The organism is Mucilaginibacter rivuli (assembly GCF_019391655.1).
GTDB classification, from domain to species: Bacteria; Bacteroidota; Bacteroidia; order Sphingobacteriales; family Sphingobacteriaceae; genus Mucilaginibacter; species Mucilaginibacter rivuli.
The window spans coordinates 278,942-294,268 of record NZ_JAHXPQ010000001.1; the positions used below are offsets into that span (position 1 = coordinate 278,942).

The 15,327-nt window shown below is 42.7% G+C and carries 13 protein-coding genes; 6 read left to right on the plus strand and 7 right to left on the minus strand.

Going from position 1 to position 15,327, the window contains the following annotated elements; genetic code table 11:
• The first annotated feature begins 51 nt into the window (after nucleotides 1-51).
• Both KXQ82_RS01335 and KXQ82_RS01340 read left to right on the plus strand, forming a co-directional pair.
• Nucleotides 52-1,347, plus strand: a complete 1,296-nt coding sequence (locus KXQ82_RS01335) for a Kelch repeat-containing protein (protein ID WP_219486122.1) — start codon at nucleotides 52-54, stop codon at nucleotides 1,345-1,347.
• Nucleotides 1,348-1,517: 170 nt separating this feature from the next.
• The gene (locus KXQ82_RS01340) at nucleotides 1,518-4,241 is read left to right on the plus strand and encodes a family 78 glycoside hydrolase catalytic domain (RefSeq protein ID WP_219486124.1); all 2,724 of its coding nucleotides are present in this window, start codon (nucleotides 1,518-1,520) and stop codon (nucleotides 4,239-4,241) included.
• 88 nt (nucleotides 4,242-4,329) lie between these two features.
• Here the strand turns inward: KXQ82_RS01340 and KXQ82_RS01345 are convergent, their stop codons facing one another.
• From KXQ82_RS01345 to KXQ82_RS01365, 5 genes are all read right to left on the minus strand, one after another.
• The gene (locus tag KXQ82_RS01345; protein WP_219486125.1) at nucleotides 4,330-4,479 is read right to left on the minus strand and encodes a hypothetical protein; all 150 of its coding nucleotides are present in this window, start codon (nucleotides 4,477-4,479) and stop codon (nucleotides 4,330-4,332) included.
• Nucleotides 4,480-4,535: 56 nt separating this feature from the next.
• Nucleotides 4,536-4,685, minus strand: coding sequence for a hypothetical protein (locus KXQ82_RS01350; RefSeq protein WP_219486127.1), 150 nt, complete (start codon nucleotides 4,683-4,685; stop codon nucleotides 4,536-4,538).
• A 95-nt stretch (nucleotides 4,686-4,780) separates the two neighbouring features.
• Complete coding sequence (locus KXQ82_RS01355; RefSeq protein WP_219486128.1) at nucleotides 4,781-5,440, minus strand: hypothetical protein; 660 nt, start codon at nucleotides 5,438-5,440, stop codon at nucleotides 4,781-4,783.
• 1 nt (nucleotide 5,441) lies between these two features.
• Nucleotides 5,442-8,609 (minus strand): ATP-dependent helicase, encoded by a 3,168-nt coding sequence (locus tag KXQ82_RS01360; protein ID WP_219486129.1) that lies wholly within the window; start codon nucleotides 8,607-8,609, stop codon nucleotides 5,442-5,444.
• A gap of 54 nt (nucleotides 8,610-8,663) precedes the next feature.
• The gene (locus KXQ82_RS01365) at nucleotides 8,664-9,164 is read right to left on the minus strand and encodes a hypothetical protein (protein WP_219486130.1); all 501 of its coding nucleotides are present in this window, start codon (nucleotides 9,162-9,164) and stop codon (nucleotides 8,664-8,666) included.
• Nucleotides 9,165-9,241: 77 nt separating this feature from the next.
• Here KXQ82_RS01365 and KXQ82_RS01370 point away from each other — a divergent pair, with 77 nt between their 5' ends.
• Nucleotides 9,242-10,552, plus strand: a complete 1,311-nt coding sequence (locus KXQ82_RS01370) for an amidohydrolase (protein WP_219486131.1) — start codon at nucleotides 9,242-9,244, stop codon at nucleotides 10,550-10,552.
• 102 nt (nucleotides 10,553-10,654) lie between these two features.
• The gene (locus tag KXQ82_RS01375) at nucleotides 10,655-10,978 is read left to right on the plus strand and encodes a low molecular weight protein tyrosine phosphatase family protein (protein WP_219486132.1); all 324 of its coding nucleotides are present in this window, start codon (nucleotides 10,655-10,657) and stop codon (nucleotides 10,976-10,978) included.
• Here KXQ82_RS01375 and KXQ82_RS01380 read toward each other — a convergent pair.
• Complete coding sequence (locus tag KXQ82_RS01380) at nucleotides 10,971-11,858, minus strand: energy transducer TonB (RefSeq protein ID WP_219486133.1); 888 nt, start codon at nucleotides 11,856-11,858, stop codon at nucleotides 10,971-10,973. The genes KXQ82_RS01375 and KXQ82_RS01380 overlap by 8 nt on opposite strands.
• A gap of 96 nt (nucleotides 11,859-11,954) precedes the next feature.
• A complete protein-coding gene (panC, locus tag KXQ82_RS01385; RefSeq protein ID WP_219486134.1) occupies nucleotides 11,955-12,791 on the minus strand; it encodes a pantoate--beta-alanine ligase in 837 nt (278 codons plus the stop codon).
• A 153-nt stretch (nucleotides 12,792-12,944) separates the two neighbouring features.
• On the opposite strand from panC, the gene KXQ82_RS01390 reads away from it, so the two are divergent.
• Together KXQ82_RS01390 and KXQ82_RS01395 are read left to right on the plus strand one after the other, a co-directional pair.
• Nucleotides 12,945-13,769 (plus strand): glycogen/starch synthase, encoded by an 825-nt coding sequence (locus KXQ82_RS01390; protein WP_219486136.1) that lies wholly within the window; start codon nucleotides 12,945-12,947, stop codon nucleotides 13,767-13,769.
• A gap of 24 nt (nucleotides 13,770-13,793) precedes the next feature.
• On the plus strand, nucleotides 13,794-15,275 hold the full coding sequence (locus KXQ82_RS01395; protein ID WP_219486138.1) for a DUF4270 family protein: 1,482 nt from the start codon (nucleotides 13,794-13,796) through the stop codon (nucleotides 15,273-15,275).
• Nucleotides 15,276-15,327 lie beyond the last annotated feature (52 nt).

Sequence of the window (15,327 nt, forward strand, 5' to 3'; positions counted from 1 at the left end):
AAGCTTCATTCAGTCTGTACAACTGTAATATTTAGATCTTAAAATAGCATTATGAAGAAAGCGGTTTTAAATTACTTGCTCACTTTGACCTTACTAATTCCAGGAATGATAGGTTTAAGCTTTACTAACAATAATGTTTATCGTACAACTAAAGGTATTGCTGACATCATTATTTTTGTTAAAAATAATGATGGAAAGGCGATCCCCAATGCTACATTTATCAATAACAGCAAAGCATATACTCTTTTATTTGACTCAACAGGTAGGCTAAATATAGCCCGACGACATTTAGATACTGGTGACGAAATTTCAATTACCTGTATTGGATATACACCATTAAAAATCAAAGGAATTGATATTCTGACAAAAGGAACGAGAACTTTTGTTTTGGAATATAAGCAAATACTGTTGGGTGAGGTTAAAATTAAAAACAGCGCAGAAAAACTGGTATTTAAAAACGTTAGCAATTTGCCTTTTCCTCTGTACTACGAGGCATGTACATCAGATGGGCATTATGGGTATACAGTTAGTGGGTTATCTGGCAGGAGTATTTGTACACAGGCATTAAAATATGACCCTCAATCTAATAATTGGTCATTATTAGCACATGACCTTAAACCTACAATACAAGCTACCTCGGCGTATATACCTTCAAATGGAAAAATATACGTAATTGGTGGTATCACCTCAACGGTTAACTATACGTATTTTGAAAACGTTGAGACAATTGATACTAAAACCGGTAAGGTTGAATTATTAAAAGTTAAAAATCCGTTGCCAACAGCATACGCGGGATCAGCAGTATGGAATAACAAAATATATGTATTTGGAGGAGGCACTGGCATCAATAATATGACTTCGAGTGTCGCAGTTAATTCTTTTTATGAATTTGATCCTGTAATGGAGGCATTTAATAAACTTCCGGATATGCCCGAGAAATTGCAGACTTCAGGAACCGTGATCAATGGTATTTTATATGTCTTCGGAGGCTTTAATCCACAAGGGAATTATACCAGCTCAAATATTTATTCTTATGATATTCAAAACAAGGTTTGGGCTTTGATCGGCAAATTGCCAAAACCTATTTCAGCTAATGGAATTACTGCTTGTAACGATCTTATCTTTATTGCAGGAGGTTATGATGATAAAGATGCTGTTGGATTTTTTAATACCCAAACCCGGCAATTTACAGTTGTTAAATCTAATTTTAGTACCCGAAAGCATTTAGGAGCTATCGTAATTTATAATCATATAATGGTTATTGGTGGTAGTAATGCCATTTATAACACAGGTGTAAGTACCGTGCAAATTGCTGATTTAAAAGATATATTAACAAGAGCGCAATAATCAGCCTATAAAACGCATTCGCTGTATCAAGTTTAGAGAAGCGTAACTTGTAACAATCCTGCTGTTCGGTCTACCTTAATTTGGCTATATCTAAAAGTTTAAATATTATTGTTTAGCTAAATAGCCTGTTACCAACAGGTGTTTTTACCAGTTTTAACCCTCCTTATCTCATGAAACATCGTATTAGTTTTTGCTTTTCGGCCATGTTGTTCTTATTGCTGCCATTTGGCTTATTGGCCGCAAATCCGGGAAAGCCGTTAAACCTGCGTTGCCATAACAAATACTGCCCAATAGGTACCGAAGCAAAACCATACTTTGGCTGGTACGTAAATGATGCCGATGCCAACGAGGTACAAACCGCATACCAGTTACAGGTATCAACAAACCCCAACGCCGCTGCCGCAGATGTTTGGAACAGCGGTAAAGTAAAATCCGACAAACAGAACTATGTATATTATGCTGGTAAAGCGCTTTTACCCGCAACCCGGTATTACTGGAAAGTGAAAACATGGGACAAAGACGGGCACGAAAGCCCTTATTCGGCTACGCAATATTTTGATACGGGCCTGTTTGACAGCCAGGATTGGGCAGGCGCCAAATGGGTAAAACGCAACACCACCGATAAGGATGATTATACCTACTATCGCAAAACAAAAGCTCTGCCCGCTAAAACCATTAAGCGTGCAATAGCCTATATATCTGCCGTGCATAATTACGAGTTTTACATCAATGGCAAATTCATCAGCAAAGGCTCGGTTAATCATTACCCGCAATATCAGTATTACCACGCTTTTGATGTAACTGCCGATATCCATCCCGGTGAACGGAATCTGATTGCAGCACTAACCCATTGGTATGGCGGCGGCCAGGGTCGTGCTCCCAGTCAGCGTGGCTTTATCATGAAAACCATTATCGAGTATGCTGATGGCTCTAAAACAACCATCAGTACTGATAGCACCTGGAAACAACATCAGGCCGAATATTGGATTACCGGGCAGCCACAGCGTGGGGGCGAGGGTATTGGCTTTCAGGATAAAATAGACTCGCGCAAAGCCATCACCAATTGGTTTACCGCCGGTTGCGATGATACTGCATGGCCAACCGCTACAGAAATAGGCGCCCCGCTCGTAGCGCCATGGATAAATAACCTCCAGCCAGACCTGACCCGTGTTATCGAAAAAGAAATTACACCCCTAAGCGTAACCAGCCTCGGCGGGAACAAATACCTGGTTGACCTTGGCAAAATTTATGCCGGCATACCGGTCATTAATTTTTCGGGTGGCAACGCGGGCGACATGGTAAGCATGCGCGGTGGCTTTGTGTTAAACAACGATGGCACCATGAACGAAAAGATGAACCAAAGTACCAACCTGGCTTATTACTTTATATTAAATGGCAACAATGCTGTTTTTAAGCCCATGGTGTACTTGGGAATGCGCTACCTGGAGATCGATAATTCGCCCAATGTGTTAACTACGGTCAATGTTAAATTTATTATGCGCCATTTTGAGTTGGACGAAAACCGCTCCTCCTTTACCTCATCCAACACCATGCTCAACCGGGTTTGGGAGCTGATGAAATACTCACTGGTAGCAGGTGCTCAGGAAGGCTTTGTAGATACCCCTACGCGCGAAAAGGGTTCATTTTTAGGTGATGGCTGGTCGGAAGCGGTACCCGCTATGAGCGTGATGGGCGACCGGGTAATGAACGACCGGGTACTCAACGAGTTTATGCAGTCGCAAGACCAGTACTGGCCCGATGGCCGCCTAAACTCAGTATACCCAAATGTTGATGGCAAAAGGGATATACCCGATTATACACAATCGTATCTTGTTTGGGTTTGGGATTACTATGAGCAAACCGGCAACGCGCAGTTTTTAATTGATAATTATACGCGCCTTAAAAAAATAGCCGATTACGTTGACCGTTATAAAAGCCCAAAAACCGGGCTTATCCATAACCTGGCCGGCGGCAGCGGGCCTTACCTGTATGGTATTATCGACTGGCCTTCGCCGATGCGTTATGGCTATGATATGAGTACCGAAGCCCGTACTGTGATCAACGCTTATGCCTATATTGATTTTAGTAACCTGTCGAAAATTGCAGGCGTAGTAGGTAATACTGCTGATAGCGTAACCTATGCCGATAAAGCCATGGCTATAAAAAAAGCCATCAACACGCAACTCATCAATAGTAATGGCGTTTACAACGATGGTTTACACGCTGATCTTTCGCCAAGTACACATACATCGCAACATGCCAATATGTATCCAATGGCAATGGGTATTGTGCCACCTGCCAGCCGGGATGCGGTTATAAATGAAATAAAAAAGCAAAAAATGAGCGTTGGTATGGTAACGGTTAGATATCTGCCCCTCGCCATTGGCGAAGCCGACCAGGGCGCGCACTTGATTAATCTATTCACCAATACCGAATGGGACGGATGGGCCAAAAATATCACCCAAGGCGCTACCGTAACATGGGAATCCTGGGATGCGGATAAACGCAACGATAGTATGTCGCACCCATGGGGAGCAGTGGGCTTATTGGGTATGGAGGATTATATTTTGGGCATTAAAGTGCTTAAAGCGCAACATAAGTTGATACAGGTAAAACCACTCGAATTTAACCATGCACTAGATTATGCCAAAGGAACCTTACCTACAGATCGTGGCGATGTAAGCATTGAATGGAAACGCGGCGCTAAAAGTTATGTGATGACCCTCACCATCCCCGCAAACGTAAAGGCGAAGGTATATATACCTAAAAGTGGTACAAGCGGGAACCGGTTAATGGTTGACGGCAAACCGATAAACGCCGTTGCTGAGGGAAATTACCTTTTTGCAGGTCTTATGGGATCAGGGAAACACACTTTTGTACGGAACGCAAATTAAGGGGCCGAAATACACATTCGGGTATACAATTAATAAGATCAGGTGTTATGTTATATCTGTAATAAAGCGGTTTTATTGTAAAGTATTTTTACGTCCCCATAAAAAAGTGAATAATGCTGTCAGGGTCGATGCCGAGGCCTAATGTTTCATTATTAACTGAAAGTATTTCGATAGTAGGTTTGCGCCAGGTTTCTTTTGATGGCTGATTGGTAAGGGGAGTAATGTGTTGCGTTTGCATATATATAATATAGTAGTTTTTGTTTAATGCAATAATAAAGAGCTGGGTATAAAATATTAGGTACCATCGCTGTGCCCATCATCGCCTGTGGTTGGTAAACCCAGGGTATTATCTTTAGCTCCTAAAACTATAATTTGCGGCTTATGCCATGCTTCCCTTACTTCTGCGGTTTTTTCAAATTGTTTGTCGTGTATTTTTTCTTCCATAATTAAGGGTTTAAAAATCTTACTTTCAAAACTAATTTATAGAATAAAAAAATAAAATGCAATATCATTAGGCCTCTGCACCGCTGTAGTTGCGCTTACTGTACAAGATAAATTTTCAAAGCAATAAATACCACGCACATTACGATACCAAGAATGCGTATATTTTTACCATGTTTCCGGTCGGCCTCGGCAAAGCTATAAACCTGCTCGCCGTTAGGTAGTGTCTTTTTCGCCGTTGATAAATACCAGCCAATAAAAACACCGATCAAGCCACCCAAAAGCGAAAAAATATAGCCTAATGTTACCCCTAAAGTTTGCCTTTCTTCGGGTTGTTTCAGCATATCTATCTTGTCCTGCTTAAAATCCGCGATGTGCCGGTCGTTAATAACCACACCGCGCTCTTTCAGTATTTTCCGGGCAAGGGCAAAATCAAACGCGCTCCATTCATCAAAGTTTTTAACAATATCCACTAATTCCTGGTCAGTAAAGTCAAACAGGTAATAACCGGCTTCCACATCATTTAGTGCTTCTTCTTCTTCGGCAACGAGCAGGTTGTTTACCTTATCAAAATCGTGTTGCTGTAATTTAATCAGGTACTCTCTCATCAATTCATCACCCGATACCATGAGCGGGTTAGCTATTAACGATTCCTCGCCTACTTCATATTCAATTTCGTTTGCGTCAAGTAAGTCGGTCAGGCTCTTGGCCAAAGCCGGTTCATTAAACCGGCGGAATGTTAAAAATTGCTGCTGCATATTATTGTTCAATATCGTCTTCGGTTGTTTCCTGTAACTCCTCCTTTTGCTCAAAATTACTCCTTACAAAATGGCACCAATCACATTCCTTTTTACCGCAGCCGGTATTAAAATCGTGGTTCAATATCTTTTGGTAAACATCCTTTATCTGCCCGGTAACCTGTTCCACATCCTGCGGGGTTATCACCACCTTTTCTTTGTGGTACTCGCTTTCGCTAATAGGTTCAACAAACTCAAATTCGGTACTTATCACTTCCCAATCCAGCGTGCGGTCGTTATCAATTAAAATCTTATAAAATACCGCCTGGCGCCAGTAATCCCCACCAATAGGTTCGCTATCGTTAGGGCGGTTAAATTTGCTTTTAGCATTTTTATACTTGCCCGTTTTGTAGTCCACCACGTTTACCTGCTTGCCGGTAAACTCAATTTTATCCAGGTTACCCTTTATTGGGATGCCCGCTATCTCTACATTCTTTATACCCCTTTCGGTGATGGCGATCTTGTTCCATTTGGTAAGATTTTGCTCGTAATACGGTGGCAGTATCTTCTCACCATAATCAAGTCGTAACTTAAAATCTTCCTTGGTGAACGAATCGCGGTTACGGTACATATACCACCTGAACTGCCCCATAAAATCATCCGTTGCCGGGAACTCGTTATTGTTATCCGCCAAAGCACGAAACACCTTATTTAGCGCCCAGTGCACTGCCTGCCCAAACGTAGCCGCCGGACTCTTGCCCGCCGGCACCCTGATCAAATTCTGGAAATAGAATTTCAACGGGCAATCCAAATAATTGCTCAAATGCGTTACCGATAGGGTGTAGTTTTGCAGCAGATGGTCAATGTAGTTTTTATCTATCAGGCTCACTTTGGGCTTTTCGGCCTCGTTGAACTGGGTCATAAAAAACTCCATCATCGCATCCTCATTCACTTTCGGATATTCAATGTTATGGTGCGTATCGGCCAAAATCTCACCAATAAACTGCGACGATTCCTGTGGCTTGCCACTTTTTTCCTTGCCGGGATAGGATATCATCAGGCATTGCTTGGCCCTCGTCACCGCCACATAAAACAACCTGCGCGATTCTTCTTTTTGCGCGGTATCATCTGCCGAAGCCATGGTCAGCGTATCGGGGTAACTAAAGCCCGAGTTGCGGCCCTTGCTGTCCCATATCTTTTTGGTGCAACCTATCAGGAACACATACTCAAACTCCAAACCTTTGGAGCCATGCGCCGTCATAAAGTTTACTCCGTTCTCGGCAAATATCACCTGGTTCAGTTCCAGCGATATGCTGTTGCGCTTCATCAGGTCAATAATGGCCACAAAATCTGCCGGGGTGATTTCGGGTAACTTGCGGCTCTCATCCTTCAAAAAGTTGAAGATACTGGTGAGTACCTGCATAAACCAACCCTTATTGGGCTGCTCCATAATGTATTTGAGGATACCCATCTTGGCTATCATCTTCTGGAACAACTGTTGAAGCGTTAGACTCACAGCATCAGTGAGCAGCATATCAATATCGTTCACCAAAAACTTCATTTTGGTGGTTTGGTCGGCCGGGGTAAACAGATCGGCCTTGGGCGTTTTCATCTCGTGGATGTAGCGGCGCAAGGATGTTTTACCCTGGTTGTTGGCTAAGCCAAAATTGTTCTTCGACACCTCGATACTGGCCTTGGCTATTTCTATCGGCGCTATCCCAAAAAAATCATAATGCAATATCTCGAACAGCAACTCATCGCCGCTATACGGCGAATCGAGCTCCATAGCCAGGTAGCGTAAAATCGAGATCACCTTTTCGCCGAAAGGCAGTTCCAACACGTTGATCTTACGGCGGGTGCTTACCGCTATCTTTTTCTGGTCAAGGAAATGCACCAGGTCTTCCACCTGGTTGTGGTTGCGGTATATCACCGCTATTTCACCGGGCTCGGTGCCGTTACTTATCAGCTTTTCTATCTGCAATGCCACATCAACAATTTCCTGCTCCGGGTTATCGTATTCGCGAATGACGGGCTCAACGGCCAGCTCATCAAAACGCGGGTGCGATGATTGCAGGTTTTTATCCAGCGCGAGCTGTTTGGTTAAACGCTCGTTATTATTATCGATCAATACTTTCGAGATATTGAGGATATGCTGGTTGGAGCGGTAATTATGCTTCAATACCACGGTATATAGCGTGCTCACATAATCATTCGCGAAGTCCAGGATGTTCTTCATGTTCGCCCCCTGGAACTTGTATATCGACTGGTCATCATCACCAACCACAAACACGTTAGGGGTTTCCCAGTAGTTCAGTATAAACTTCAACAACTCATTCTGCGAACCGCTCGTATCCTGGAACTCATCTACCAAAATATACTGGTAGCGTTCCTGGTAACGGCGTAATATCTCCTCGTTCTCGCGGAAAGCGCGCAGCACCCAAATGATCATGTCGTCATAATCATACCGCCCCTGCGCCTTCATTTTGGCATCGTAGTTCTGGTATTCGCCAACTGCAGCCAGCAGTTGGTTCATTTTTTCGGCAACTGCGTCAATATCCTTTTGCTTTGGATCGCCTACGTTAATGCCCAGCTTGGCATTGGCGCGTTTGTAGGTAAACTCATCCCGTAATGGGATATCAGCCAAATATTCCTCCACAGCTTTTTTGATCAGGGCTGCATCCCAGCTCTCGCGCTTCATGGTCGAGAACAAGCTTTTCAACCGTGAAACATCATAATATACATCGCCTGTAAAGCGTTTCAGAGGGTGCGTGTTAGAAAACTCATCCACCAATTCTCGGAATAGTAAAGCCGAATCCAAATCGGACAGTGGCTCCAGATTCATCTTGCCAAAATACTCCAGGTTCTCCTGTATTACCTCATTACAAAACGCATGGAAGGTGTATATATTCACACGATATGCATCCGGGCCGATAAAATCGAACAGCCTTTTACGCATAGCAACTGCACCCGCATCGGTATAGGTTAAACATAAAATCTCATGCGGACGGGCATCTGTTTCGGTGAGTATTTTACCAATACGTGCCGCCAGGATTTGCGTTTTACCCGTACCCGGCCCGGCTACCACCAATACCGGTCCATCCATTTTATTCACCGCTGCAAGCTGTTGCGGGTTTAAAGTTTCGAGGGCCTGTTGGAATTTTGCGTTGTATTTATGGTAGGAGGGTTGCATAGTGTAAAGTTACGAAAATTGCAGACCATAGTCCATGGTCGATAATCCATAGTTTTATGGATTGTTAGCTGCAACAGCCTTTTGTTTATATATCTGGTAGGGGATATTCTTCAGATCAAATTCATCTTTTTTCCTACAAGCGTAAACTTTAGCTATCAAATTATTGCCTTTATTGATACAGAGAGTAAGCATGTATTGCTTATTAGGGTTTCTCCAGTATAATCTCGTGTTGATATCTTCTATTAGTATTTGAAACGATCGTTCTTCATCCTTATTTACAATTATGATAGTAAAAACGTCATTCGAAAATGTTACGCTAATTATTTTACAAGTCATCCATTTATAGCATTGCCAAATATTAAAAGCGATAAGGACTAAAAGTATTAAGCCCGAAAAAACTGCTAATTCAATACTGCCGTTTGAGAAAATTGCTGTATTAAGAAAAACGAGAAAAGGGATACAAATCAAGCTATGAATAATTGAGAAGGTAGTCAAATAAGTTTGCCATATCCTTTTTAAAAATGGGTCAGCGCTCTTTTGGAAAATAACATCCATATTGTAAATATACGAAATCACAAACACAGGTATTGGACTTAATCGCTATATTTAAACCTTAACACAACACCACAAAAATGAAGAAACCACTACTCAGCATACTATGCAGCTTAACCATGGCTGCTTCCTTCGCGCAAAGCACATCAAAAGCAGAAGTCGCCAAACGTGCCGATGCCATCGAAAAAAAGATCATCGCCTGGCGCGAGGATTTCCATGAGCACCCGGAATTGGGTAACCATGAGGTGCGCTCGTCGGAAATCATTGCAAAGCACCTGCGTTCTTTGGGTATCGAGGTTAAAACAGGCGTAGCTACCACGGGTGTAGTTGGTTTATTGGTTGGAGGGAAGCCCGGCCCGGTTGTTGCACTGCGTGCCGATATGGATGGCCTCCCCGTTATAGAGCGTACCAATGTGCCTTTCGCATCAAAGGCTACATCAACTTATATGGGTAATCCTGTGGGCGTAATGCATGCCTGCGGGCACGATTCGCACATGGCGATACTGATGGGTGTGGCAGAAGTATTATCTTCTATGAAAGCTGACATCCACGGTACAGTTAAATTCATTTTCCAACCCGCCGAAGAGGGCGTACCCCCCGGCGAAGTGGGCGGCGCGCAGGAGATGGTAAAACAAGGCGTAATGGAAAATCCTAAAGTTGATGCCATATTTGGCCTGCACATACAATCATACCAGCCGGTAGGTACTATTACCTACAGCTCGGGCCCTGATATGGCGGCGGTGAACGATATGCAAATTGTGGTAAAAGGCCGCTCGTCGCACGGGGCCTACCCCTGGAACAGCGTTGACCCGGTAGTTACTTCGGCCGAAATCGTTACCGCTCTGCAAACGGTGGTGAGCCGTAACCTGCACATTACCGATAACCCCGCCGTGGTAACCATAGGCGCTATTAATGGTGGTAACCGATCAAACATTATCCCCGAGCAGATCACCATGTTGGGCACCATCCGTACGTTTAGCGATGCGGATGAAAAAATGATCATCGAACGCATCAAAACCATAGCCACCAAAATTGCCGAAGCCAATGGCGCTACTGCCGAGTTAAAAATACCTTACAGTGCCCATTACCCCGTAACCTATAACGACCCGGCCCTGGTGGCAAAAATGCTGCCTACGCTGCAAGCTACCGCCGGCCCGCAAAATATTGTACCCCGCCACCCCGAAACCGGTGCCGAAGATTTTAGCTTTTACCAGCAAAAAGTACCGGGCATATATTTGCACTTAGGCGGCTTACCCAAAGGCGGCGACCCGCTAACCGCCCCAGCTCACCACACCCCCGATTTTTTTATTGATGAAAGCGGGTTTACGCTGGGCGTTAAAGCGCTTTGTAATTTGACTTTGGATTATATGGGGATGAATGTTAAAAAATAATGTGCAAATGTGCAGGTGTGAAAATGATGAAATTGATTTGACCAGGGTTTACTAAAAATGGTATATCCCTGATGGTATATTTAAATCGTTACACTTTCAATAATGCCTAACCTCCTCTTCATCTGCAGCAAAAACCAATGGCGCAGCCCAACGGCCGAATTGTTGTTTAAAAACCATCCAAACCATAATGCGCGCTCTGCGGGTACAAGCGGGCAGGCCCGCATCAGGGTAAGCGAAAAGCTCATTTTATGGGCGGATGTAATATTTGTAATGGAGCGCAAACACCGCGACATTATAAAGCAACGTTTTGCTTCGGCTATAGCCGGAAAGAAGTTGGAAGTGCTGGATATTGAAGATAACTACCCGTTTAACGATCCTGAACTTATTGAATTGTTAAGACATGCCTTGGCGGCTTATATTAATTAAGTGCAAAGTTTACCGGCAACGTATAAAGTACCCTAACATTACGGCCATACATCATTCCCGGGGTCCATTTGGGTGAGTTTTTCAGCACGCGTATAGCTTCTTGCGTCAGCTGAGAATCGGGGCTTTTCAATATCTCTATATTGGCTACCGAGCCATCTTTTTCAACTATAAATTTGAGAATAACCCTGCCCTGTATGCCATTCTCTTTAGCTTCGTTCGGGTATCTTATCGCATAACCCAAGTATCTGTACAAAGCGCTTTCGCCTCCCCTAAACTCTGGTTCAACATTGCGTTTGGTATATCGGTATTCCTTTTTGTTCTTATCAATAGCCGCGCCGCTTATTATTTTGCCATTGGCATAATGCTCAACAAAACGTATGGTGTCGTATTTATTCTCTTCGCTGCCTTTCCACTCGCCATCCTTTAATCCGGCTTTTACATCGCCTTCTTCAAACACTCGTTTAAAGTCGCCATCATTATAACCAACGTAGTGCCCGTTGCCATCGGTAACTAAAGCTTTCCCGGTCGAGTCGTTACACGCGTCAATAAGGTAATCATCGTTCACATAACCCGTTACCTTTGCGGGATATTTTTTTGCGGCATAGAGCTTTCCGTTCGGGAAATATTCAAACGCATCGCCAAATACTTTTCCGCCGCTATATCTTAAATCTGTTTTCCTTTTACCCGATGGGAAGTAGGTGATGCATTGCCCCTCTAACACCGGCGGTTCTATTTTTGATGTCCTACCTATCAGTTTAATATTTCCTTGCGGGAAATACTCTTTTATGTTATAAAGATTTAAACCCGAGTCGGGTTCGCTAACTATCCTGATAAAATCTGCGCTGTCGCGGGTACTTACCTGCTTGCCACTATCTTTCATAAAATAAACGTTTTGGCGTTTTTGAGCGCTAACGCTTATACATATTGTTAGTAATAAACATAAACAAGTAAAGCGTTTCGCATTCATGGTTTTATTTTATGATAATATCACATTGTCAATTAAGCGTGTATTACCCACACGTGCTGCAACCAGCGCTACTATTTTTTTAGACAGTGGCGTTGCCGGGTACAGGCTGTCGCCATCGGCTATTTCAAAATAATCCAGCTTAACGCCCGGTTCGGTGTTTATAAAATCTGTAGCCAAATTAGTTAATTCGGTAAAAGTATGGTGTGCAAACTGCTCTTTTGCCAGGTTTAGCGCTTTGCTTAAAACCAGGGCATGTTCCCTGTCGGCAGCGTTCAGGTAAACGTTCCTCGAGCTCATGGCCAGGCCGCCATCTTCGCGTACAATAGGGCACATTACCACTTTAACCTTCATGTTCAGCAATTGCACCATCTTATCAATTACCAATACCTGCTGGTAGTCCTTTTGGCCGAAGAAGGCGATATCAGGTTCAATCAGGTTAAACAGTTTCGATACAATTTGTGTAACGCCCTGGTAATGGCCGGGCCTTATGGCGCCTTCAAGCAGGTGCTCCAGGTGGCCAATGTTAAGGTGCCAGGTTTCGTTGGCGGTATACATTTCGCTAACCGGTGGGTTAAAAAGTACATCGCAGCCGGCGCTTTCTAATTTTTTTATATCGCTTTCTATCGGCCTGGGGTACTTTTCCAGATCAGTTGGGTCGGTAAACTGGGTTGGATTTACAAATATGCTGCAAACCACTTCGTCGGTTTGGCTTTTGGCAAAATCTAAAAGCGATAGATGGCCATTGTGTAAAGCTCCCATGGTAGGTACCAAGCCTATGGTTTTATTATTTAAACGCCTTTCATCTAAATAATTATGAAGGTTTTCACGGGTTGTAAAGATTTTCAAGGGCTTTGGTCTTTAAAAAGAGCGCAAAGATTAATAATTGGTTAAATATTACCAAAAGAACTTGCATAAATCGTTGATATATCTTAAGATAATGCTTATATTTGCAAACTCAAATTTTTTGAGTTCTTTACATAAAATTAATACAGACTAGAGATGGCTAAATCTAAGCTTTTGTTCATAACTCATGAAATGTCTCCCTTCCTTGAACTAACAAAAATTTCTGAAATCACACGCCAGCTTCCGCAAGCAATGCAGGATAAGGGTTTTGAGATCAGGATTCTGATGCCAAGGTTTGGTAACATCAATGAGCGCAGGAACAGGTTACATGAAGTGATTCGCTTGTCGGGAATGAACATCATCATCAACGATAACGATAACCCACTCATCATTAAAGTTGCTTCTATCCCGGCTGCACGCATGCAGGTTTATTTTTTGGATAACGAAGAATATTTTCAGCGCAAGCACGTTTTTACAGATAAAGATGGTAAGTTTTATGCCGATAATGACGAAAGAACGATTTTCTTTTGTAAAGGAGCATTGGAAACAGTTAAAAAATTAGGTTGGGCACCGGATGTGGTTCATTGCCATGGATGGATGAGTGCTTTGGTACCTGCATATTTAAAAACTACGTACAAAGACGATCCTACCTTTAAAAACTCGAAAGTAGTTTATTCTATTTACGAGAACGATTTTACCGGTAAAATGAGTAATGATTTTGCACGCAAAGCAGTGATGACAGATATGACGGAAAGCAATACCGAAGTATTCCAGCCGGGTACCAACTCAGCTTTATATGCGGGTGCTATCCAGTACTCGGATGCGATAGTTCTGGGCAGTGCTAATATTGACCAGGATGTGTTAAATAATGTTAAAAACAGCAATAAATCGGTTTTAGATTACGAATCTACTTCAGATTACGAAAATTATTACAATTTTTACGACGAAATAACCAATGAAGAATTGGTGCATGTTGCATAAAAATTGTTTTAGATAAAATTATATATGAGATTTATAAAATCAGACTTATTAACCCTGTTGATAAGTCTTTTTATTTTAGCGAGTTGTAAAAATCCGGATAGCATAGGATTGGGTATCGACCCGTCCAAAAGCCTCGAGGCTAACCTGGTAGATAGTACTACAATAAACACTACCACCGCCACAGATGATACAGTTAGCACAAGCAGCATCACTAATGTGCCATTAGCGTTTTTTAAAGACCCTACTTTAGGTACAACCGAAGCTAATATTGCCACATCACTTAATTTACCCGGCGAAACGTCTTTTACCGCAATTGGCGATCCTTTGGTTATTGATTCGGCAGTATTAGTACTTAATTATGTAAAAGGAGCATATGGCGACCTGACGGGTAATTTAAACGCCACAGTTTATCAGCTTAATACACCAATAAGCACTAATAAATCATATTACAGTAATAGTACATTCCCGCATAGTTCAACGGTTTTGGGTGCAAAAACTTTTGCCCTTCGCCCTAACGATTCACTGTACATCAGGCAGATTGTTGTTGGTGGTCCTGATACATTGAAAAAAGTGCCTGCTCACATTCGCATACCTATTGATAAAACCTTTCTTAAGAATAGTTTCTTTGGTGCTTCTGCCAGCGCGCTTGCTACCAATCAGGTTTTCCAGAACGAGTTAAAGGGCTTATACATTACAGTAAATACCACAGCTGTAACACTTGCACACCCGGGAGCTGTATTGTTCTTTAACATGTCATCATCAGCTTCGGTAAATATTTACTATCGTGTGCTGCACCCAACAACTACGCCTGATACCTTACTGGCCGCCTTGCCATTAGGATACCCGCACGCCGTAGAAATAAAGCACGACCATAGTATTAACGCTGATATTGTAAACCAAACTAACCCGCTTAATCCGTCAACAGCATCATTTGCCAATGTATATTTACAAGGTTTGGCCGGTTTGCGTGGTAAATTGAGTTTCCCGTACTTAAGTGGTAAAGGGGCAAGGTTACTGCACGATATCCGTAAAAAAAGTTTTGCCGATAACCCGGCAGTTGATACCAATAGTATTATAGATTACAGTATAAATCAGGCCGAGTTACGCATTACCCCGGTTGCAGGATCGGGCATACCGTATGCACCCCTGCCAAGGTTAACCATGTATAAATATGATATTGCACACCAACGGGCATTAATACCTGATGCATACTCATCGGACCCAAGATTCTTAGGTCTGGGTTATTTTGGAGGATTTTTTGATAAATATCATCAATCATACAGTTTCATTGTTACAGGTTATATTGATGATCTGCTACGTGGTAAATTGAAAGACTACGGCACCTTTATTGCCGCAGGCGATACAACAGGCGTATCAACCGGAGGGGCTTCTATAAGCTTCGCCAGTTCGCCTCAAATATATGGCCGCTCGGTTATAGGTGGTGGTAAAAATACCGCGGGCTATAAAATGAAGTTGAACATACTTTATAATAAAGTGACGAAATAAGAATTTGTATTTCGCAACTTAATCAGATATTAGCATCAATTTTGCATTAAGC

What these genes read in the sequence shown, in the direction of transcription:
- KXQ82_RS01335 (WP_219486122.1), top strand. Translation starts at nt 52, where the DNA reads ATGAAGAAAGCGGTTTTAAATTACTTGCTCACTTTGACCTTACTAATT.
- KXQ82_RS01340 (WP_219486124.1), top strand. Translation starts at nt 1,518, where the DNA reads ATGAAACATCGTATTAGTTTTTGCTTTTCGGCCATGTTGTTCTTATTG.
- KXQ82_RS01345 (WP_219486125.1), bottom strand. Translation starts at nt 4,479, where the DNA reads ATGCAAACGCAACACATTACTCCCCTTACCAATCAGCCATCAAAAGAA.
- KXQ82_RS01350 (WP_219486127.1), bottom strand. Translation starts at nt 4,685, where the DNA reads ATGGAAGAAAAAATACACGACAAACAATTTGAAAAAACCGCAGAAGTA.
- KXQ82_RS01355 (WP_219486128.1), bottom strand. Translation starts at nt 5,440, where the DNA reads ATGCAGCAGCAATTTTTAACATTCCGCCGGTTTAATGAACCGGCTTTG.
- KXQ82_RS01360 (WP_219486129.1), bottom strand. Translation starts at nt 8,609, where the DNA reads ATGCAACCCTCCTACCATAAATACAACGCAAAATTCCAACAGGCCCTC.
- KXQ82_RS01365 (WP_219486130.1), bottom strand. Translation starts at nt 9,164, where the DNA reads ATGGATGTTATTTTCCAAAAGAGCGCTGACCCATTTTTAAAAAGGATA.
- KXQ82_RS01370 (WP_219486131.1), top strand. Translation starts at nt 9,242, where the DNA reads ATGAAGAAACCACTACTCAGCATACTATGCAGCTTAACCATGGCTGCT.
- KXQ82_RS01375 (WP_219486132.1), top strand. Translation starts at nt 10,655, where the DNA reads ATGCCTAACCTCCTCTTCATCTGCAGCAAAAACCAATGGCGCAGCCCA.
- KXQ82_RS01380 (WP_219486133.1), bottom strand. Translation starts at nt 11,858, where the DNA reads ATGAAAGATAGTGGCAAGCAGGTAAGTACCCGCGACAGCGCAGATTTT.
- KXQ82_RS01390 (WP_219486136.1), top strand. Translation starts at nt 12,945, where the DNA reads ATGGCTAAATCTAAGCTTTTGTTCATAACTCATGAAATGTCTCCCTTC.
- KXQ82_RS01395 (WP_219486138.1), top strand. Translation starts at nt 13,794, where the DNA reads ATGAGATTTATAAAATCAGACTTATTAACCCTGTTGATAAGTCTTTTT.